This window comes from Bacillus cereus group sp. N11, from assembly GCF_016483605.1.
In the GTDB taxonomy this organism is placed as follows: domain Bacteria; phylum Bacillota; class Bacilli; order Bacillales; family Bacillaceae_G; genus Bacillus_A; species Bacillus_A toyonensis.
Genome location: NZ_JAEHBN010000008.1, coordinates 211,085 through 232,226, shown reverse-complemented (window position 1 = coordinate 232,226; position 21,142 = coordinate 211,085). Strand labels below are relative to the sequence as shown.

Genomic DNA, 21,142 nt, shown 5'->3' with positions numbered 1-21,142 from the left:
GACTTGACTGATTTGTGCGCGCAGTAGAAATTTAGAAAGAAGGTGTAACTTATGACACAACAAACTTTTACACAGTATGATTTTAAACCATTTTTAATAGATGCAATTCGTGAACTACGCTTTACAGAGCCGACAGGAATTCAACAGAAAATTTTCCCGGTCGTGAAAAAAGGTGTAAGTGTAATTGGACAATCCCAAACAGGTTCTGGGAAAACACATGCATACTTACTTCCTACATTAAACAGAATTAATCCAAGTCGTGAAGAAGTACAGCTTGTTATTACAGCTCCTACTCGTGAGTTAGCACAACAAATTTACGAAGAAATCGTGAAATTAACAAAGTTCTGTGCAGAAGATCAAATGATTACAGCACGTTGTTTAATTGGTGGAACTGATAAACAACGATCGATTGAAAAGTTGAAAAAACAACCACATATTGTAGTTGGAACACCAGGACGTATTAAAGACTTAGTAGAAGAAAAGGCGCTATTTGTTTATAAAGCGGATACTATTATTGTCGATGAAGCGGATTTAATGCTTGATATGGGATTCATTCAAGATGTAGATAAAATTGCAGCACGTATGCCTAAAAACTTGCAAATGCTAGTTTTCTCTGCAACAATTCCTCAAAAATTAAAACCATTTTTGAAGAAATATATGGAGAATCCAGAACATATTCATATTAATCCGAAACAAGTTGCAGCAGGAAATATTGAGCATTACCTTGTGCCTTCAAGACACCGTAATAAAATTGAATTAGTGAAAAATATGCTACTTCAATTTAAACCGTACTTAGCAATTGTGTTTACAAACACGAAGAAGAAGGCTGATGAAGTAGCCGATGGATTAGCTGAACGTGGGTTAAAAGTAGGGCGTATACACGGTGATTTATCACCACGTGATCGTAAAAAAATGATGAAACAAGTTCGTGATTTAGAGTTCCAATACATTGTCGCAACAGATTTAGCGGCACGCGGTATTGATATTGAAGGAATTAGCCATGTTATTAACTATGAACTTCCATCGGATTTAGATTTCTTCGTTCACCGCGTTGGAAGAACTGCACGTGCGGGTCATTCAGGGATTGCAGTGACAATTTATGATCCAGCAAATGAAGAAGCGTTAGATAGTTTGGAAAAACAACGTCATATCGAATTTAAGCATGTAGATTTACGCGGAGATGAGTGGGCGGATTTAGGTGACCGTCGTCGTCGTAAGAGTCGTAAAAAACCAAATGATGGACTAGATGTTATGGCAACAAAAGTTGTTAAAAAGCCGAAAAAAGTAAAACCAAACTATAAGCGAAAACTTGCAACAGAACGTGACAAAGTGAAGAAAAAATATAGCAATAAAAAAAGATAAGGGATTTCCCTTATCTTTTTTTTATCCAGCTATTTGTGAGAGTCGTAATCAATATGGGTAGAAAAATATGGATTAAAGCTTCACTTAATCCAGTTCATTTAAATGAAGAGTATAGTCTGTTTAAATAGTCATATAAATTTGTGTAGTGCGTTTTTTGTGAACAAACAATTCACTACATATTTCTACAAATTATGCTATCATTATAACTATTGTATATTGAAGAGGTGATTGTATGTTAAAGATTGGATCTCATGTCTCAATGAGTGGTAAGAAAATGTTATTAGCAGCAAGTGAAGAGGCTGTTTCATACGGTGCAACGACGTTTATGATTTATACAGGTGCACCGCAAAATACACGAAGAAAACCAATTGAAGAATTGAACATAGAAGCAGGACGTAAACATATGGAACTGAATGGTATTGAGGAAATTATCGTCCATGCACCATATATTATTAACGTTGGTAATACGACGAAGCCAGAAACATTCCAATTAGGTGTAGACTTCCTGCGCATGGAAATTGAAAGAACAGCGGCATTAGGTGTTGCGAAACAAATTGTTCTTCACCCAGGAGCGCACGTTGGTGCTGGAGCAGATGCAGGTATTCAACAAATTATTAAAGGGCTTAATGAAGTAATAACGCCTGAACAGACGGTTAACATTGCGCTAGAGACGATGGCTGGAAAAGGAACAGAGTGTGGTCGTAGCTTTGAGGAAATTGCAAAGATTATTGATGGTGTAAAATATAATGAAAAGCTATCTGTATGTTTTGATACGTGTCATACGCATGATGCGGGTTATGATATTGTAAATGATTTTGACGGTGTATTGAACGAATTTGACAAGATTGTTGGTGTAGATCGATTACAAGTGCTTCATATTAATGATAGTAAAAATGTGCGTGGGGCCGGAAAGGACCGTCACGAAAATATCGGTTTTGGTCATATCGGTTATAAAGCATTGCATCATATTGTACATCATCCGCAGTTAATGAACGTGCCAAAAATTCTTGAAACACCATATGTAGGTGAAGATAAAAAAGATAAGAAGCCACCATATAAATTAGAAATCGAAATGCTGAAAAACGGTACTTTTGATGAGGGGATTCTTGAAAAAATTAAAGCGCAATAAGGAGGGGGGGTATCCCCTCCTTATTTTAGTAGTTGCTGAAATAAAGTGTTTACTTGTTGCGCAGTAGCAGGGGAAGTTACTTTTGCGATTTGTTTTAAGAGTTCTAGTCGCTCATTATTATCATAAATGTTAATATTCTTTCCTTTCATAAGTAAAACAATTTGATCAGCTTGTGCAGTTGTAATTGAAACTTCATATTCTTTACTATATTTCAATAACTCTTTTGTAGAAATATGATTTAATTTTTTATTCACAATTTGTTTAATGAGATTCATCGAGTTATCCTCCTTCATACGTTCTTCTATCGAAATATATGAGTGCGTAGCTTGTACATATTCTTATAGAGTTTCTTTTTTCATGAGGAAAAGAAGCGTATGTTATAATGTAAGGACAAAACTACAGAAAAAGAATATAAGGAGGACTTATGGAACAAAAGCAACATCGAAAAGAAAGCGTTATCCATCTCATTTATCGTTTAGTAATGATTATTTTTGGGGCAGCGTGCGCGGCGGTAGCGATTGAATTATTCTTAATGCCAAATAAAATTATTGATGGTGGAATTATTGGTATTTCTCTTATATTAGATTATCTTACTCCTAATATTTGGTGGTTAAGTTTTTCTACTTTAGTTGTTATCCTCAACATTCCGTTTATGTACTCTGGGTATAAGCAAATCGGAAAAACATTTATGTTATCCTCAGCATTTGGGATTGTAGCTTTAGCATTTATTGAATCGACATTACATGCTGTTCCACCATTTACAACTGAGCCCATTTTAGCAACAGTTTTTGGTGGCCTTATTTTGGGGCTTGGTGTAGGACTTGTTATTCGTCATGGCGGATCAATGGACGGAACAGAAATTATGGGGATTTTATTAACGAAGAAATTACCGTTTTCTGTTGGTGAATTCGTAATGTTTGTGAACTTATTTGTTTTTGCATGGGCAGCATTTGTATTTGGTGTCGAACAAGCTATGTATTCTGTTATGACGTACTATATTGCATTCAAAACAATTGATACGGTAATTCAAGGTTTAGATGAAACGAAAGCAGTTTTAATTGTATCAGATCAGTATGAGGAAGTATCAAATGCCATTTTGCATCGTCTCGGTCGTGGAACTACAAAGCTTGTAGCCAAAGGTGGTTACACGGATAAAGAAAAAGAAGTTATTTATGCAGTTGTAACGCGTTTGGAAGTGACGAAGTTAAAATCAATTGTGCATGAAATTGATGAAAATGCGTTTGTTACGATTATGAGTACACAAGAAACAAATGGTGGTAAGTTTAAATCAGCTATCCACTAAAAAGTTACTTGGAATATTTTTCGAAAGCAGAGAATTTTTCTCTGCTTTTTGTTATAATAGTAAGGTTTCTTGAAAAAATAGATATAATTTAGGCAGATTGGTTTACAACTATAATAAGCTGTACTATAATTCAAATAGATATAAATCGGAATCATTCTGAATTAAAATAGGTGAGATGCTATGAATAATATATTGGAAATAGAAGGATTAACGTTTCGATATGAAGATCGAAATGTGTTAGAAAATATTAATTTGCAAGTTCCGAAGGGAGCTTTTTTAGGTTTAGTTGGGCCAAATGGTTCTGGGAAATCCACTTTACTAAAATGTTTATTAGGCGTTTTAAAGCCTAAACAAGGGAGTATTCGCTTGTTTGGTGTTGATAGCAAGAAGTTTAAAGAATGGAACAAACTTGGCTATGTATCCCAAAAGGCAAATAGTTTCAACTCTGGTTTTCCAGCAACTGTTTTTGAAGTTGTGTCAATGGGGCTCGTTTCGAAAAAAGGTCTTTTTCGCTTTTTCACGAAAGACGACAAGGCGAAGGTAGAAAAGGCGATTGCTGATGTAGGGATGAGTGAATTTCAAGGTCGCAATATTGGAGAGCTTTCTGGTGGACAACAACAACGTGTATTTATTGCTCGTGCGCTCGTTAGTGATCCTGAATTACTTATTTTGGACGAGCCTACTGTTGGGATTGATGTGAAAAATGTGGAAAGTTTTTATGAGATATTAGAGGATTTAAACAAAAGGCTTGGGATTACATTGATTCTTGTTACTCATGATATGGGGGCTGTTACCGAGAAAGTAACACATGTTGCATGTCTAAATCAACATTTACATTTTCATGGGAATGTAAAGGAGTTCCGAGAGTTAGAAGATGCAGAAATGTCCGTCTTATATGGACATCATGTCCATCGTTTAAAACACGAGCATGAGCATCACGGGAGGATATAATGATACAAGATTTTTTACAATATGACTTTTTACGTAATTCTTTATATGCAGGTATTTTAATTGGACTTGTTGCACCGCTTATCGGTGTGTTTGTTGTTATTCGTCGTTTATCTCTTATTGCAGATGCATTAAGTCACGTGACGTTATCAGGTATTGCAGCAAGTTTACTACTTGAAAAAACAATTTTTACAGGTGGCTTTTTAAATCCCCTATATATGGGGATGATTTTCTCGATTGGGGGAGCGTTACTAATTGAAAAGTTACGAACTGTATATAAGCATTATCAAGAATTAGCAATTCCGATTATTCTTTCAGCAGGAATGGGAATTGGAGTTATTTTCATTTCACTTGCAAATGGATTTAACACAGACTTATTTAGTTATTTATTTGGTAGTGTAAGTGCTGTAACGAGTACGGATTTAATTATTATTGGGATTGTAGCAATTGTTGTTATTGCGACAATTATTTTATTATATAAAGAGCTGTTTTTATTATCATTTGATGAGGAATACGCAGTATCAACTGGTCTAAGGGCAAAATGGATTCACTTTATCTTCATTATATTAGTTGCTCTTGTCATTGCAGTATCAATGCGTGTAGTAGGTGTTCTTCTCGTATCCTCATTAATGACGTTACCAGTTGCAGCAAGTATTCGTATTGCTAAAGGATTTAAACAAACAATTTTCTTTTCCATTTTATTTGGTGAAATTGCAGTAATTGGTGGAATGTTTGCTTCGTATCAACTTGATCTAGCACCAGGTGGTACAATTGTTATGATAGCAGTTCTTATTTTAATCGGTGCGATTTTATGGAAGAAGAAAAAAACTGCATAAAGTAGGGATAGGTATGAATCTAACAGAAGCTTTACGCCTAATGAAAGAAAAAGGATACAAACATACTGGGAAAAGGGAAGAGATGCTCAGATTATTTGCAGCTCACAATCGTTATTTAACAGCAAAAGATGTTTTAGAGCATATGAAGGATGATTATCCAGGTCTTAGTTTTGATACGATTTATCGTAACTTAACGGTTTTTGCTGAAATCGGCGTTTTAGAACAAACAGAATTAAATGGTGAAAAACATTTTCGTTTTACATGTTCCATTATGGAACATCATCATCATTTTATTTGTTTAGATTGCGGGGGAACGAAAGAGATTACTTCCTGTCCAATGGATTTTATGAATAAAGATTTTAACGGTTATGAAGTAACAGGGCATAAATTTGAAATATACGGCCGTTGTCCAAAATGTGCAAAATAAAAACTCGTCGGTTATATAACTGACGAGCTTTTTTGCATAAAAAAGAAGGTTGCTCACAAATATTGTGGGCAACCTTCTTTTTATTGTTCTTGTGTTTCTTTTTCTTTATCTCTTTCAGCAGCCATTTCAGCAGCAATTACATCGATTTCTTTTTTCAGTTCTTCTACCATTGTTTCTTCTGGTACTTTACGAACAACTTGCCCTTTACGGAATAATAATCCTTCTCCACGTGCACCGGCAATACCGATATCAGCTTCACGAGCTTCACCAGGGCCGTTTACAGCGCAACCAAGTACTGCAACTTTAATTGGTACTTGCAGTGTAGAAATATATTCTTCCACTTCGTTAGCGATGCTAATTAAATCAATTTCAATACGACCGCAAGTTGGACAAGAGATAAGTGTTGCTGCATTAGATGCAAGACCGAATGACTTTAATAGTTCACGTGCAACTTTTACTTCTTCAACTGGATCAGCACTTAATGAAATACGAAGTGTGTTTCCGATGCCTTTACTTAAAATTGCTCCAAGACCAGCGGCACTTTTTACAGTTCCAGCAAACAATGTGCCAGATTCTGTAATACCTAAATGTAATGGATAATCAAAAGCGCGAGCAGCTTTTTCATATGCTTCAATTGCTAAATTAACATCAGAGGCTTTCATAGATACGATAATATCGTGGAAATCTAAGTCCTCTAAAATTTTAATGTGATGTAGTGCGCTCTCAACCATGCCATCTGCAGTTGGGTATCCGTACTTTTCTAAAATGTGACGCTCTAATGAACCAGCGTTTACACCGATACGGATTGGAATGCCGCGCTCTTTTGCTGCATTTACAACAGCTTCTACTTTATGGCGACGACCAATGTTACCTGGATTGATACGTACTTTATCAATGCCACCTTCAATTGCTTTTAAAGCAAGGCGATAATCAAAATGAATATCAGCAACAAGTGGAATGTTGATTTGTTTTTTAATATCAGCAATAGCATTTGCTGCGCGTTCATCTGGAACGGCAACACGAACAACCTGACAACCAGCTTCTTCTAAACGTTTAATTTCAGCAACTGTTGCTTCAACATCATGTGTTTTTGTTGTTGTCATACTTTGTATAATTAATTCATTATTACCGCCAATTGTTAAATTACCGACTTTAACTGGACGTGTTTTTGTACGATGAGTCATTTCATTCACGAATAGATCGCTCTCCTTATAAAAGAAGTTTCTTATTTAGTCCCTCATATCAATGATAGTATACGTGATATAGGGCTATAGAAACCGAAGTGCTCGGTTTCACTTTTACTATTGTATCAGCGCCTTTATGTAATTGACAAGGATTAAGTGATCGCTTATTGATATAACGGGAATTTATAAGTCTTTCCAATTTGAATTTTTGTAGCAGATGTACTTTTATTTAATTGTTTAAAGTCATCAATTACCTTTTCAATAGAAGGGATTTTTTTCTTATTAATTTGTTCTGTAATCGAAAGAACGGTCTCACCAGTTTTTACTTCAATTGCTTTATAAGTAACATCTGTTTCTTCCTTTTTGCTTTGTTTTGTAGTTGTTTCTTCTTTTTTTATAGTTTGAGCAGCTGTTGTTTTTTTGTATGAACTTAACATCGGTAAAGTACCGATTTTTATATCGTAATAAAATATATAACCGAGAACAAGCACGAATAAGAATATACCTAATCTCTTCATATTCTTCACTCCTTTGCTAGGAATATATGCTTGTCCAAAAAAAAAATGCCTATTTAGGCATTTTTTATCGTTCTTATTTTTCTTTCGGTTGTGGAACTTCTTTAAGTGTTAAGTATAGAACAATTAAAACAACTGCGATATAAATGAATGTTGAACCAGGTACGACGATTTTAAATAAATCCATAATCATAAAGAAGATTGTTGGAATTGTGTAACTGTAAGCAGTTAATGTCCAAACTTGTTTGTAGGATAATTTACGTTGTCCGCTCATAGCAGAACCGATGAACGCAAGTAAAGTCACGCCTACAAAAGTAATAAATAATTGGAATAGGTACACTAAAAATCCGATAACAAATAATAAAATTGGATAGATACTATCGAATAGAGAAATAAAGTCTTGTAAATCTTTTTTCTCAAGAGATGCACCTAATAAGTCGTTATAGGAATACGTTTGTGTTTGACCATTTCCCATGGAGACTACTTTATCTTTTAAAACAAATAAACCCGTTTTATTTTGATATTTTTCTAAGTCTGTTGAATTTGGATCAAATACGAAAAGGGCATTGCCATCTTCTTTTTCGATAGGTTGATCAATATCTGCTGTTAGTTCGCCATTTTCAATTTTAAAATCAGGTAAATCTTTTTCGATTACTTTATTTACCATATTAACACCGTCTTGAATAACGCTACCGTACAAGAAAGTTCTTGGAATAGTAGTGATTAAGCAAAGAAGCATAATATACAAAATGGTTTTACCGATTTTTTGAAAACGGAAAAGCGCAATATCTTTAGGCGAATATACGCTTTTTGCTAGCTGTTTAAAAATGGACATAGATTCACTTCCTTTATGTATGTATAAAGTCATTGTAACGTAGGAATCTAGAGAATCTCAAGATATATTATATTTACATATAGTGGAGATAATTAAATTTCTTTTTAATAATTTTCTTCTTTTAAATGAGAAAAATACAATTGACACTTTTCTTTTTTATATGGTAAATTTATCTTACATTTCTTAAAGGATATATCCGATAGGAATTCAATTGTTTAATATGTTATTACATACATAATTATGGACCCTTAGCTCAGCTGGTTAGAGCAGACGGCTCATAACCGTCCGGTCGTAGGTTCGAGTCCTACAGGGTCCATACCCATTTCACATGTTTATTATGTCAGCAGGAAGCTTCCTTGTAGAAGGAAGCTTTTTTTACGGAATATATGAGCATTTTAATTGAAAAGAAGTGGGAATTTTGCTACTTTAATGATAGCAAGACAATGTGATTTATTTGTTTGCACCCTATGGCAATTAGGGTAGAATGAAGTTGTATGTCACACATATGGTGGCAATACATAAACTGGGAGGAATATAACAATGGCAAAACACGAATTACCAAACTTACCTTATGCGTATGATGCTTTAGAGCCTCACTTTGACAAAGAAACAATGAACATCCATCATACAAAACATCACAACACGTACATTACAAACTTAAACGCTGCTTTAGAAGGTCATGCAGAACTAGCTGACAAAAGCGTTGAAGAATTAGTTGCAAACTTAAACGAAGTACCAGAAGCAATCCGTACAGCAGTACGTAACAATGGTGGTGGACATGCTAACCATACATTCTTCTGGACAATTCTTTCTCCAAACGGCGGGGGACAACCAGTAGGCGAACTTGCAACTGCGATTGAAGCGAAATTCGGTAGCTTCGATGCATTCAAAGAAGAATTCGCAAAAGCTGGCGCAACTCGCTTCGGTTCTGGTTGGGCTTGGTTAGTAGTAAACAATGGTGAGTTAGAAGTAACAAGCACGCCAAACCAAGATTCTCCTCTAACTGAAGGTAAAACTCCAGTTATCGGTTTAGATGTTTGGGAGCATGCTTACTACTTAAATTACCAAAACCGTCGTCCAGACTACATCGGTGCATTCTGGAACGTTGTAGATTGGAACGCTGCTGAAAAACGTTACCAAGAAGCAAAATAATTATAATAATTATAGAAAAAAGCTAGGAGAATGCTCCTAGCTTTTTTCTATGCTTTCCTTTTACATAATTGGGCTTGTCTTTGGAAGACTAGAACATGAAGTAAAGGAGAGTTGTGTATGAAGTGGAAACATATAATTGGTGACGTTGAAGTGAATCGGGATTTAGTGTTATTGCTCCTTATTGGAGGTTTATACACGCTCGCAATTTCTTTATCGAATACGTTTGTTAATATTTATTTATGGAAACAAACACAAAATTATGTGAATCTTGGCTTGTATAATTTGGCCAGCGTTGTATTGCAGCCTCTCACATTTCTTATAGGTGGGAAATTAGCGAAACGTATTGACCGCTCAATCTTGTTACGAATAGGCGTAGGCACGTTAGCAATTTTTTTTATCGTTGTTTTAGTAGCGGGAAAAAGCGCTTCTCACTATATTTTATTAATGGGGGCTCTTTTAGGAGTCGGATATGGTTTTTATTGGCTCGCGTTTAACTTATTGACATTTGAGATTACAGAACCAGAAACAAGAGATTTCTTTAATGGGTTTCTTGGACTTCTTACATCCTTCTCTGGAATGATTGGACCGATAGCGGCAGGATACACAATTTCACGTATGGCAAAATGGAGTGGTTATACTGTCATATTCTTTCTTTCATTAGTGCTATTTGCAATTGCTGTCGTTTTAAGCTTTTTTTTATCTAAGAGAGAATGTGAAGGGCGTTATGAAATTACAAAAGTATTGAAAGAGCGACGGATTGATAAAAATTGGGGGAGAATTACACGTGCTCATTTTTTCCAAGGGTTGAGAGAGGGAACATTTATTTTTGTTATTTCAGTATATGTGTACTTAGCAACCGATAGTGAGCTCGCATTAGGGAAATATAGCTTAGTCAACTCCGCTGTATCATTTGTATGTTACTACTTAGTTGCTCGTATGTTAAAGAAAGAGTGGCGAAAAAAAGCGATTTTGCTTGGAGGCATTATTTTATATGCGGTCGTATTTTTAGTTATATTCAATGTTACATACACAAAATTACTTATTTATGCAGCATGTATCGCGATCGCATACCCTATTTTACTCGTTCCGTACGGGTCAATGACATATGACGTAATTGGTAGAGCGAAAAATGCGAGAGAGTGGCGTGTAGAGTATGTAGTTGTCCGGGAATTATGGTTAAATGCTGGAAGGATTTGTTCGGTTTTAAGTTTTTTATGTGCTGTGTTATTCTTTCCGCCTGAAAAAAGTTTACCTTTCTTACTATGTATTTTAGGTGCTGGACATTTTCTTATTTATTTTGCAGTTAAAAATGTCAAATATGATGAGGGAAATGTGGGGAAAACCAGCGTTGTAGCGCAAGAAACTACTCAGAATCAAACTGAACCAGAAGGTTAACTTATCGTTTGTTTTATGCTAAAATAGAAAAAGATGTAAGACAGCAGTGAGGACACCTGTATGAAGGTGTCCCTTTCACATTACATAGCTGTTGGTAGAGGGGGTTTGTATGAGCAAGAAGCAGAAACAACAAAAGAAAAAAACTCACGTTCCTTTTCGATTAAACGTGCTGTTTTTTTGCGTATTTTTAATGTTCTCCGCGGTTATTGTAAGGCTCGGATATGTACAAATTGTTCGTGGTGAGGAATATAAGAATGAAGTAGAGAAGAAAGAGAATTCAACGATAAGTAATCCTGTACCGCGCGGGAAAATCTTTGACCGCTATGGGCGACCTGTAGTAGATAATACAGCTGTTCGTACTATTACATTTACAAAAATGAAAGGATCAACTGCAGAAGATCGCTTAGAAACAGCGAAAAAATTAGCAGAGTTGATTGAAGTACCGACAGATAAATTAACAGATCGAGATAAAAAAGATTATTGGATTGCGATGCATAAAGAGGAAGCGAAAACAAAAATTACGAGTAAAGATCGTCAAGAATTGAAAGATAACAAAATTGACGATAAAGAATTAGACGAGCGTCAACGAAGTCGTGTGACAGAAGAAGAGATTAATCAATTATCCGCAAAAGATTTAGAAATACTAGCGATTAAAAGTAAGATGGACGGCGGATATGCAATGACACCTCAAGTTATTAAAAAAGATGCTACAGAAAAAGAATATGCGATTATTAGCGAGAGCCTAGCAACATTACCAGGTGTAGATACGAATGTTGATTGGGATCGAAAATATACGTATGATGATTTATTCCGAAGTGTTCTTGGTGGGGTGTCGACGGCGGATGAAGGTTTACCGAGAGAAAGACTAGATTACTATCTTGTTCGTGATTATAATCGAAATGACCGAGTAGGGAAAAGTTATCTTGAACAGCAATATGAAGATAGCCTGCACGGTACGAAAGCAGAAGTGAAAAATATTACAGATAAAAATGGTAATATTTTAGAAACGATTAATGTATCGCAAGGACAAAGCGGTAATGACCTGAACTTAACAATTGATATGGAATTACAAAAGCGTGTGGAAGATATTCTTGCGAAAAACTTAATGAGATTTAAAGGAGCGGAACCTCTTTTAGATCGTGCTTTCGTTGTTATGACGAATCCGAAAAACGGTGAAGTGTTATCTATGGCTGGAAAACAGCTTGTTACGAATGATGAAGGAAAAACTGATGTGAAAGATTTCGCTTTAGGTACGATGACAAGCTCGTATCCTGTAGGTTCAACAGTAAAAGGTGCAACGATTCTGACAGGGTATCAAACAGGTGCAATTCAACCAGGATCGGTACAGTTAGATGAACCAATCAAATTAAAAGGTACACCGACGAAATCATCTTGGAAAACAATGGGATATATTAATGATCTTACAGCGTTAAAAATGTCTTCTAACGTATATATGTTTAAAACAGCGATGAATATTGCTAATGTTCCATATGTGAGAGGTGGTACGTTAGATATAAAACAAAAATCATTTGATACGATGCGTTACTATTTCGGGCAGTTTGGATTAGGTGTAAAAACAGGAATCGATTTACCGAATGAATCTGCTGGTCAGATGGGTAGAACAGACAATATCCCAGGGTTTTTACTTGATTATGCAATCGGTCAATATGATACGTATACACCACTTCAATTAGCTCAGTATATTTCAACAATTGCCAATGGTGGATATCGTATGCAGCCGCAAGTTGTGAAAGAGATTCGTCAACCGGCAGTGAAACCGGAGGAAGTTGGAAAAGTTGTTCATTCGATGGAACCGAAAGTGCTAAATCGTATTGATATGCCTGAATCACAAATTAAACGTGTTCAAGAAGGATTTAGACAAGTATTTAACGATTCGGGTGGTACAGCTACAAAATACTTTACAGGTGCAAAATATAAAGCTGCAGGGAAAACCGGTACAGCCCAAACTGTGTATGGCGGAGATAAAGAGATTGGTAGAAATGCAAAAGGTGAGCGTGTTCAAGTTTATAACTTAACATTAGTAGGTTATGCGCCACTTGAAGACCCTGAAGTAGCATTTTCTGTTGTTGTTCCGTGGGTACATGATGATAAGACTGGTATTAATGGATATATTAGTCGTGAAATTATGGATGCTTACTTTGATTTGAAAAACCAAGAAATAAATGGTGAAGCTCCAAAAGATGCAAAAGATAATAAAAATGAAAAAGAAGATCAAGATGAGGAATAAAAAAGTTGTAAAAAAAGCACACTATCTGAAAAGATAGTGTGCTTTTTTTTATGGTTTATGCATATCGTGTAATAAATGTGGACAAGTATAAAATATTGGAAAAAGCACGCGGTCTCACAAATGATAATTTTATATTGTGTATAGGGGGATAACTGTCTTATGGACTAATTAATTATCAGTGGAAATGAATAGCGGCTACTGATTAAAGTTTTATCTTATGTTGATTCCTGTGGAACTTTACAAAACTTTTACAAACAATTAAAACCGAATTAATAGTTTAGCAGTATTCTTATATCTGTAATCCTGTTATTTCCGGTTACTTCTAGGAGGAAGAACACGTGAAATGGATGAGTGCATCGATTAAAGTTTTTATATTATCGACATGGTTCCTTTGTTTTGGCATATCTACTGCATTTGCTGTGAACGAAATGGGAGAAGTGAGAGTTGATGGATCCTCAACGGTTTTCCCTATTATAGAAGCAGTAGCGGAGGAATATACAAAGGAGCATCCAAACGTGAAAATTTCTATTAGTGTTTCTGGAACTGGAGGAGGATTTAATCGTTTCAGTAAAGGAGAAGTGGATATAAATAATGCTTCGAGAGTAATGAAACAAGTGGAAGAAAATGAAATGAAGAATAACTCCATTCAGTTTACACCCTTTGAGGTTGCTTATGACGGTCTTACGATTGTTGTAAATCGTCACAATACTTGGGTAGACAATATGACAGTAGACGAGTTACGTCTCTTATGGAGTGAAGATGGAAGAGAGAAGCGATGGTCGCAAGTTCATTCAACATGGCCACGTGCACAAGTGAAGTTTTATGCACCAGGTGTAGACTCTGGTACTTATGATTATTTTCAAAATGTCATCTTACAAAATCGTCGCATTGTAAAAAAAGTCTCTTTGTCTGAAGATGATCAAGTTATTATGCAAGGAGTAATGCATGATAAAAATGCCATTGCTTTTGTAGGATATGCTTATTATATGGCCAATCGAGATAGGGTGAAAGCGATAAAAGTGAACGGTGTATTTCCGACGAAAGAGACTATTCAATCAGGTGATTATAAGCCGTTATCTAGATCGTTATTTACTTATGTGAATGATGCATCTATCCGACAAAAAATAAATGTAGCAAATTATGTTGAGTTTATAATCAAACATGTTGGTAACCTCGCTGAAGAGGTTGGATATGTAAAATTACGAAAAGAAAAATATAATGAACAGCTGCGAATGTTAACAGAAATCAAAAGGTAATGTCAGGGTGGAAAGGGGTTTTCATCTTTGGCTCATAATGACAAAAGTCAAATTACATTTTCTGTACAACATTTGATTGAAAGAAATACAAAACAAAGAAAAAAAACGCAGCGAATCAATCAAATAGTTCCATTATTATTAAAAATAATTGCTAGTGTGTCTATTGTGACGACAATTGGAATTATTTTTACGTTGGCAAATGAAACAATGATGTTTTTTCAAAAAATATCATTATACTCCTTTTTGACGGAGAAAGAATGGTTACCGTTTTTTGAAGATCCTAAATTCGGTATATTACCACTTATATGTGGAACAGTCCTTGTAACAGCAATCGCCATGTTTGTAGCAATTCCTATCGGTTTAGCGTGTGCTGTATTTTTGAGCGAATACGCTTCAAACGGTGCGCGAAAAATATTAAAGCCGATGTTAGAACTATTAGCAGGTATCCCGACAATTGTATATGGTTTTTTTGCATTAATAGTTGTCACGCCACTTTTACAACGAATGATACCGGATTTACAGTTTTTTAATGCAATTAGTCCAGGAATCGTGATTGGATTTATGATGATACCTACAGTTGCATCTTTATCTGAAGACTCGATGAGAGCTGTGGCGAAAGGAACGAAAGAAGCCTCGTTAGCGCTCGGTGCGACTCGGTTTGAGATGGTAAAACAAGTAGTGTTTCCCGCAGCTTTTACAGGAATTATGGCAGCGATTATATTAGCGGCTTCTAGGGCAATCGGTGAAACAATGATAGTTGTAATTGCAGCGGGATCCACACCGAATGTATCGCTGGATCCGACGCACTCTATTCAAACGTTAACAGCCTATATTGTGCAAGTGAGTTTAGGCGATGCTCCGCATGGAACGATTGCTTATTACAGTATGTATGCCGTAGGCGCAACGTTATTCTTGTTTACTTTTATAATGAACATCATTTCGCAGTATATTGTGCGCCGTTTTAGGAGGGTGACATAATATGCGAATGTTGAATCATAAAAAAATACAAGAAAATATGGCATCACGTTTTTTTAAAGATCGAATTTACAAATTGTTATTTTATATAGCAATTTTGTTTTCAATCGTAATTTTGCTTATTTTGCTTTTTCAAATTTTTGAAAAAGGGTTAAGCTATCTTTCAATAGATTTCTTTACAAACTTCGCTTCACGTAATCCGAAAGAAGCCGGGATTGCTGCAGCTTTGTCGGGGACAATATTATTTATGAGTATTGTTATACCGGTCTCGTTTATATTTGGAGTCGGGACTGCCCTTTATTTAGAGCAATATGCGAAGGAATCTATATTTAAAAAGGTAATAGAAATTAATAATCAAACGTTAGCAGGAGTACCTTCCGTTGTATTTGGATTACTTGGCTTAACTATTTTTGTATATGCTCTTCATTTAGGCGAGAGTATTGTTGCAGCGGCGCTGACGATGAGTTTGCTCGTCTTACCGACAGTTGTTGTAGCTAGTCAAGAAGCGATACGATCTGTACCAAGTTCATTATTAGAGGCTTCTTACGGATTAGGTGCTACGAAGTGGCAAACGATGTATCAAATTGTATTGCCGGTAGCTTTCCCAGGAATTATAACGGGTTGTACGTTAGCGGTATCAAGAGCAATTGGAGAAGCGGCACCGTTGTTAGTAATCGGAGCATTAGCGTTTGCAAATTATGTTCCATTTAGTATGTTTGATAGATTTACAGTTTTACCAATTCAAATTTTTAATTGGATGAGTAGACCACAAGAAGAATTTCAGTATGTAGCGGCAGCTGGGATGATTGTTTTGCTAGGTCTGTTACTCTTTATCAATATATTTGTCTTATGGTTACGGAATCGAAAATAAGTTGGAAGTGGATGAAAGGGGAATTCAAATGGTAGCAACAGTAGTAAATGTACAGGTGAAAAACGAAGAGAAAATCCAGACTGCTCCAAAAAAAGTAGTATTTGATACGAAAAACCTAAATTTATGGTATGGAGAAGACCATGCTTTAAAGGATATTAACTTAAGTATTCATGAGAATGAAGTTACAGCAATTATTGGACCAAGTGGTTGCGGTAAATCAACGTACTTAAAAACATTAAATCGTATGGTAGAGTTAGTACCGATCGTTCGAACTACAGGCGTGATTGAATATAGAGAACGTAATATATTTGATAAATCGTATCCAGTTGAAGAATTACGCACACATGTAGGAATGGTGTTCCAAAAGCCAAATCCATTTCCAAAATCTATTTATGAAAATGTAGCATATGGACCGAAAATCCACGGTGTTCGTGATAAAAAAACGTTGGACGAAATTGTTGAAAAAAGTTTACGCGGGGCAGCAATTTGGGATGAATTAAAAGATCGTTTGCATGATAACGCATACGGTTTATCTGGTGGACAGCAACAACGCTTATGTATTGCACGTTGCTTAGCGATTGAACCAGACGTTATTTTAATGGATGAACCAACATCGGCGTTAGATCCAATTTCGACGTTAAAAGTAGAAGAATTAATTCAAGAGTTAAAGAAAGACTTTAGTATTGTAATTGTAACGCATAACATGCAACAAGCAGCGCGTATTTCAGATAAAACAGCTTTCTTCTTAAGTGGGGAAGTTGTGGAGTATACAGATACAAATAAATTATTCACAACCCCTTCAGATAAGCGTACAGAAGACTATATCACAGGACGATTCGGTTGATATCGCTAGCAAGGCTAAGAGAAAATGCCCTCTTAACAGAGGGCATTTCTTATTTTTACCTCATTTTAATAGAGAATTAAAACTTCTCCTATCTTACTGCTTATGGCAAGTATAAGAGGTTAGATAGGAGATTTATATAAAATGGCACATAATATTGAGGGGGAAGAAACGATGGTAAGAGAACAGTTTCAGTGTGATTTAAAAACGTTACAGCAAAAGGTAATTGAGCTTGGTGAATTAGCAAAGGAAGCTTTATTAATTGCTATGGAAGGTCTGCATACAAGAGATGTAGAGAAAGCGTTAGAGGTCATTGATGGTGATTACCGCATGGATAATTTAGAAGAGGAAATAAACGATCTTGCTCTTATGCTTATTACGAAGCAACAGCCTGTAGCAAGTGATTTAAGAAGAATTTTTATTTCAATTAAAACAGCGACAGATTTAGAGCGTATTGCAGACCATGCTGTTAATATTGCGAAATCCACAATTCGTCTTGGAGAAAAAGAAGTAACAGTTAGTTTGCAAAATCTTGATGAAATGTTTGCGATTGCTCATAAGATGCTAAATTTAGCATTGGAAGCATACGAACAAGAAAATTTAACTTTTGCTAAACAAATTGCTGAGATGGATGATTCAGTTGATGAAATATATGGGAAGGCAATTCGTGAATTTATATCCTCGATCCCTGAACAACCAGAGGCTATTACACAAATTACACAATTATCCTTTGTTGCAAGATATATTGAGCGTGTAGCAGATCATGTTACAAATATTGCTGAGAATGTATTTTATTTAGTAAAAGGAAAGCATTATTTATTGAATGAATAGGAAGGAAAGTAGGTGATGAGAAATCACCTGCTTTTTTTAGTCAAAACATGACAAAAAAAGCTCATTGTTTCCTTTAGTTTATGATGATAAGATGTATCATAATATAATGGGGAAATTAGTATTATTGGTTTTTATTCAGTGCTTTTTTACTAAGTTAATAGTAAGCGCTTTCTTTGTTGTTTGAGGGTGATAAAAATAGCCCTTCTTATTAAAGTTTCATTTTATATGGAAGAAGATTATAAGCAGAGATTTTCCATAGCACAATGATTTGTTGAAACAATCAAGCTTATATTGCTAGTTCATGTGGGATAGAGAATATACATATGGTGTATGGATTTATTGAACATTATATAAGTGGAGGCTGAAGTATATGAAGGGGGTTATTTTAGCTGGAGGAAAAGGAAGACGCCTTAGACCATTAACATGTAATACTCCAAAGCCGATGTTGCCATTATTAGAAAAACCAGTTTTGGAATACAATATTGAATTGTTACGTCAGCATGGTATTCGTGAAATTGCAATTACAGTTCAATATATGAGTGCGGCCATTAAGCAATATTTTGGCGATGGTAGTAAATGGGGAGTTAACTTGTACTATTTTGAAGACTCCCCTCCACTTGGAACGGCAGGAAGTATTAAACAAGCGGAAAACTTTTTAGATGAAACATTTGTTGTTATAAGTGGAGATGCATTAACTGATTTTCGATTATCAGAAGGAATTGCGTTTCATGAACAAAAGAAAAGAATGGTAACTATGTTTGTAAAGGAAGTAGAAAACCCACTCTCATTCGGTTTGGTTGTAATGAACAAAGAGCAAGAGGTTACACGATATATAGAAAAACCAAGCTGGAATGAGGTAATCTCCAATATTGTGAATACAGGGATTTATATTATGGAGCCAGAAATCTTTTCTTACATACCACCCCGAGAATTTTTTGATTTCAGTCAAGATGTGTTTCCATTATTAGCAAATAAGAACGCGTTATTTGCATATTTGTCAGAAGGTTATTGGTTAGATATTGGTACATTTGATCAATATCGACAAGCACAATTTGATTTGTTAACGAAAAAATTGCAAGTACCTATTCCTTATACGGAAGTGTTACCGATGGTATGGATGGGAGAAGGTGTGACGATTGGAAAAGGGACGAAAATTCATGGCCCATCTTTTATTGGAGAAGGAGCAAAGATTGGTGCGGGGGCTGTAATTGAGCCGTACTCTATTATCGGGAAAAATAGTATTGTTTCAAGTTACTCTCATCTTCAAAAAAGTATTGTTTTTGCAAATGCTCACATTGGGGAGTATTGTGAGCTATTAGAAACGACAATAGGAGAGCATACAATGGTTGAAGATGACGTTACGTTGTTTCAAAAAAGTATTGTAGCGGATCATTGTCATATAGGGAAGAGTACGGTCATTAAGCAAAAAGGAAAATTATGGCCTTATAAGGCCATTGATAGTCATTCGATAGTAGGATCGGCTGGTGTTCAAGAAAGTGAAAAAAGCGCTGGCTGGTTACAAAAAAGCCGTATTGTAGGGAGAGGGAATGTTGAGATTACTCCGCAATTTATTGTAAAAGTGGCGATGGCGTATGGATCTCTTTTCGGAAAAGGGGAAAGCATACTAATTGGGAGTCAAGAACATATAGAAACAACTTCTTATAAAAATTTATTTTTACATGCTATTCATGGTATCGGGATTCATACGATGGAATGCAAAGAGATGAACGAGTCACTTTTTCAGTATAGCATTCATAATTTGCAATGTGCAGGTGGGGTTTTCGTTCAAGTGGAAAATGAAAAAGAAGTTGTTATAAAGCTGTATGGTAAGGATGGGATGCTGTTAACGTATAAGCAGCAAAAAGCAATAGAACAAGTATATATGTCCGAGTCGTTTTATTACGTATGTGAGAAAGAAATGGGACAAAATACGCCAGTCCACGTTTCTTTAAATGACTATATAGAAGCTGTATTAGAATGCATTGATATTGAACAAATACAAAAACAAAAGTTTCATCTTCTTATTAATAAGAGAAATGATATGTTACAACATTTACTTATGCTCTTTCTTCAAAGGCTTGGGTGCACAGTTACATGGATTTATGCGGGCGAACAAAAAGATCATGTGAAAGCTTTGATGAAATCAAGTAAAGCGAATATGGCGCTTATGTTTTCTGAGCAAGGAAATTATTTCGAGTTATATGATAATCATAGTAATATTTACCAAGGTACAGATTTTGAAGAAATAGATCTTCCTGACTTATTACTGGAATCAAAAGGGAATATTTACCCAATGTCTTTGAAATTAGGAGAATGTTACCTTCTATTTTATATACATGATGAAAAAAAGGCGTTTCAAGTAAAGTGGAAACGAGATATTTTATATCGAATTGGAAAGTTATTCGAGTTAATAGCACTGCAAGAAAAGGCGTTTCTTAGCATAGTAGAGCAATCACCGCCGCTTTATTTACTTTATGATGAAGTTGTGTGTTCATGGAACGAAAAAGGGAAAGTGATGAGGAAATTATTGGCCGATATGGAAAGAAAGGAAGAAGGTATATTTGAAGGAGTGCAGTTCAAATATACCGAAAAAGAGTGGTCTTATATCGTTTCTGATACAAAACAACCAAAATTTTTGGTGTATTCACATGCTAGAAATCCAGTGATAGCAAGGGAAAACATGAAAAATCTTATAGAAAAAATTAGACAATATCAAAAGGTGTAGAATTTTTATTTTAAAAGTGGTATTATGGTATAGTCTGATTTAAGTTATTAGTACTGGAGGGAAATAAGAATGCGTGTGAATATTACTCTAGCATGTACAGAATGCGGAGATCGTAACTATATCTCAAAGAAAAATAAACGTAACAACGCTGAGCGTATCGAGCTTAAAAAGTATTGCAAGCGTGACAAGAAGTCTACGTTACACCGTGAAACAAAGTAAGCAGTAGGAATATTTTCCTACTGTTTCTTTTTTTATTCGATTCCTATATTAAAAGTGATACACTATCATCATAGAGTAAAGTGTCACTGT

The 21,142-nt window shown here is 35.4% G+C and carries 20 protein-coding genes and 1 tRNA gene; 17 read left to right on the top strand and 4 right to left on the bottom strand.

Annotated features, from left to right (window positions below; translation table 11 throughout):
- The first annotated feature begins 51 nt into the window (after positions 1-51).
- Both JDS98_RS15710 and JDS98_RS15705 read left to right on the top strand, forming a co-directional pair.
- Positions 52-1,362 carry a DEAD/DEAH box helicase gene (locus JDS98_RS15710; RefSeq protein WP_000194009.1) on the top strand — a complete coding sequence of 437 codons (1,311 nt, stop codon included), beginning with the start codon at positions 52-54 and terminating at the stop codon, positions 1,360-1,362.
- Between the two features lie 232 nt (positions 1,363-1,594).
- The gene (locus JDS98_RS15705) at positions 1,595-2,491 is read left to right on the top strand and encodes a deoxyribonuclease IV (protein WP_000912447.1); all 897 of its coding nucleotides are present in this window, start codon (positions 1,595-1,597) and stop codon (positions 2,489-2,491) included.
- A 20-nt stretch (positions 2,492-2,511) separates the two neighbouring features.
- On the opposite strand, the gene JDS98_RS15700 is transcribed toward JDS98_RS15705, so the two are convergent.
- On the bottom strand, positions 2,512-2,766 hold the full coding sequence (locus tag JDS98_RS15700; protein WP_001048958.1) for a DUF2624 domain-containing protein: 255 nt from the start codon (positions 2,764-2,766) through the stop codon (positions 2,512-2,514).
- A gap of 149 nt (positions 2,767-2,915) precedes the next feature.
- Here JDS98_RS15700 and JDS98_RS15695 point away from each other — a divergent pair, with 149 nt between their 5' ends.
- The 4 genes from JDS98_RS15695 to JDS98_RS15680 all read left to right on the top strand — a co-directional run bounded on the left by JDS98_RS15695 (position 2,916) and on the right by JDS98_RS15680 (position 6,005).
- Positions 2,916-3,794, top strand: coding sequence for a YitT family protein (locus tag JDS98_RS15695; RefSeq protein WP_000435959.1), 879 nt, complete (start codon positions 2,916-2,918; stop codon positions 3,792-3,794).
- A 180-nt stretch (positions 3,795-3,974) separates the two neighbouring features.
- Positions 3,975-4,745 carry a metal ABC transporter ATP-binding protein gene (locus JDS98_RS15690; RefSeq protein WP_001059665.1) on the top strand — a complete coding sequence of 257 codons (771 nt, stop codon included), beginning with the start codon at positions 3,975-3,977 and terminating at the stop codon, positions 4,743-4,745.
- Complete coding sequence (locus JDS98_RS15685) at positions 4,745-5,578, top strand: metal ABC transporter permease (protein ID WP_000613814.1); 834 nt, start codon at positions 4,745-4,747, stop codon at positions 5,576-5,578. Before JDS98_RS15690 ends, JDS98_RS15685 begins: the two co-directional genes overlap by 1 nt.
- Before the next feature lie 13 nt (positions 5,579-5,591).
- Positions 5,592-6,005: a Fur family transcriptional regulator gene (locus JDS98_RS15680; RefSeq protein WP_001054515.1), complete on the top strand. Its 414-nt coding sequence runs from the start codon at positions 5,592-5,594 to the stop codon at positions 6,003-6,005.
- 80 nt (positions 6,006-6,085) lie between these two features.
- Here JDS98_RS15680 and ispG read toward each other — a convergent pair whose 3' ends face one another.
- From ispG to yqgB, 3 genes are all read right to left on the bottom strand, one after another.
- Positions 6,086-7,189, bottom strand: a complete 1,104-nt coding sequence (gene ispG / locus JDS98_RS15675; RefSeq protein WP_162861751.1) for a flavodoxin-dependent (E)-4-hydroxy-3-methylbut-2-enyl-diphosphate synthase — start codon at positions 7,187-7,189, stop codon at positions 6,086-6,088.
- Between the two features lie 164 nt (positions 7,190-7,353).
- The gene (locus JDS98_RS15670; protein WP_000825413.1) at positions 7,354-7,707 is read right to left on the bottom strand and encodes a hypothetical protein; all 354 of its coding nucleotides are present in this window, start codon (positions 7,705-7,707) and stop codon (positions 7,354-7,356) included.
- 73 nt (positions 7,708-7,780) lie between these two features.
- Complete coding sequence (yqgB, locus tag JDS98_RS15665; protein WP_000021677.1) at positions 7,781-8,539, bottom strand: protein YqgB; 759 nt, start codon at positions 8,537-8,539, stop codon at positions 7,781-7,783.
- 242 nt (positions 8,540-8,781) lie between these two features.
- Between yqgB and JDS98_RS15660 the strand changes: the two genes are divergently transcribed.
- The 11 genes from JDS98_RS15660 (at position 8,782) to rpmG (ending at position 21,052) form a co-directional block, all read left to right on the top strand.
- Positions 8,782-8,855, top strand: a tRNA-Ile gene (locus JDS98_RS15660).
- Between the two features lie 224 nt (positions 8,856-9,079).
- The gene (gene sodA / locus JDS98_RS15655; RefSeq protein ID WP_001052031.1) at positions 9,080-9,691 is read left to right on the top strand and encodes a superoxide dismutase [Mn]; all 612 of its coding nucleotides are present in this window, start codon (positions 9,080-9,082) and stop codon (positions 9,689-9,691) included.
- Positions 9,692-9,808: 117 nt separating this feature from the next.
- Positions 9,809-11,086 carry an MFS transporter gene (locus JDS98_RS15650; protein ID WP_097958085.1) on the top strand — a complete coding sequence of 426 codons (1,278 nt, stop codon included), beginning with the start codon at positions 9,809-9,811 and terminating at the stop codon, positions 11,084-11,086.
- A 109-nt stretch (positions 11,087-11,195) separates the two neighbouring features.
- Complete coding sequence (locus JDS98_RS15645; protein ID WP_000038999.1) at positions 11,196-13,334, top strand: peptidoglycan D,D-transpeptidase FtsI family protein; 2,139 nt, start codon at positions 11,196-11,198, stop codon at positions 13,332-13,334.
- 338 nt (positions 13,335-13,672) lie between these two features.
- The gene (locus JDS98_RS15640; protein WP_097958083.1) at positions 13,673-14,590 is read left to right on the top strand and encodes a PstS family phosphate ABC transporter substrate-binding protein; all 918 of its coding nucleotides are present in this window, start codon (positions 13,673-13,675) and stop codon (positions 14,588-14,590) included.
- Between the two features lie 27 nt (positions 14,591-14,617).
- A complete protein-coding gene (pstC, locus tag JDS98_RS15635) occupies positions 14,618-15,568 on the top strand; it encodes a phosphate ABC transporter permease subunit PstC (RefSeq protein WP_199634025.1) in 951 nt (316 codons plus the stop codon).
- A 1-nt stretch (position 15,569) separates the two neighbouring features.
- On the top strand, positions 15,570-16,436 hold the full coding sequence (gene pstA / locus JDS98_RS15630) for a phosphate ABC transporter permease PstA (protein WP_001242538.1): 867 nt from the start codon (positions 15,570-15,572) through the stop codon (positions 16,434-16,436).
- A gap of 28 nt (positions 16,437-16,464) precedes the next feature.
- Positions 16,465-17,280 carry a phosphate ABC transporter ATP-binding protein gene (gene pstB / locus JDS98_RS15625; protein WP_000226691.1) on the top strand — a complete coding sequence of 272 codons (816 nt, stop codon included), beginning with the start codon at positions 16,465-16,467 and terminating at the stop codon, positions 17,278-17,280.
- 171 nt (positions 17,281-17,451) lie between these two features.
- Positions 17,452-18,108 (top strand): phosphate signaling complex protein PhoU, encoded by a 657-nt coding sequence (phoU, locus tag JDS98_RS15620; protein WP_033657342.1) that lies wholly within the window; start codon positions 17,452-17,454, stop codon positions 18,106-18,108.
- 370 nt (positions 18,109-18,478) lie between these two features.
- Positions 18,479-20,833, top strand: a complete 2,355-nt coding sequence (locus tag JDS98_RS15615) for a sugar phosphate nucleotidyltransferase (RefSeq protein WP_000679286.1) — start codon at positions 18,479-18,481, stop codon at positions 20,831-20,833.
- A 69-nt stretch (positions 20,834-20,902) separates the two neighbouring features.
- A complete protein-coding gene (rpmG, locus tag JDS98_RS15610; RefSeq protein WP_001265616.1) occupies positions 20,903-21,052 on the top strand; it encodes a 50S ribosomal protein L33 in 150 nt (49 codons plus the stop codon).
- Positions 21,053-21,142 lie beyond the last annotated feature (90 nt).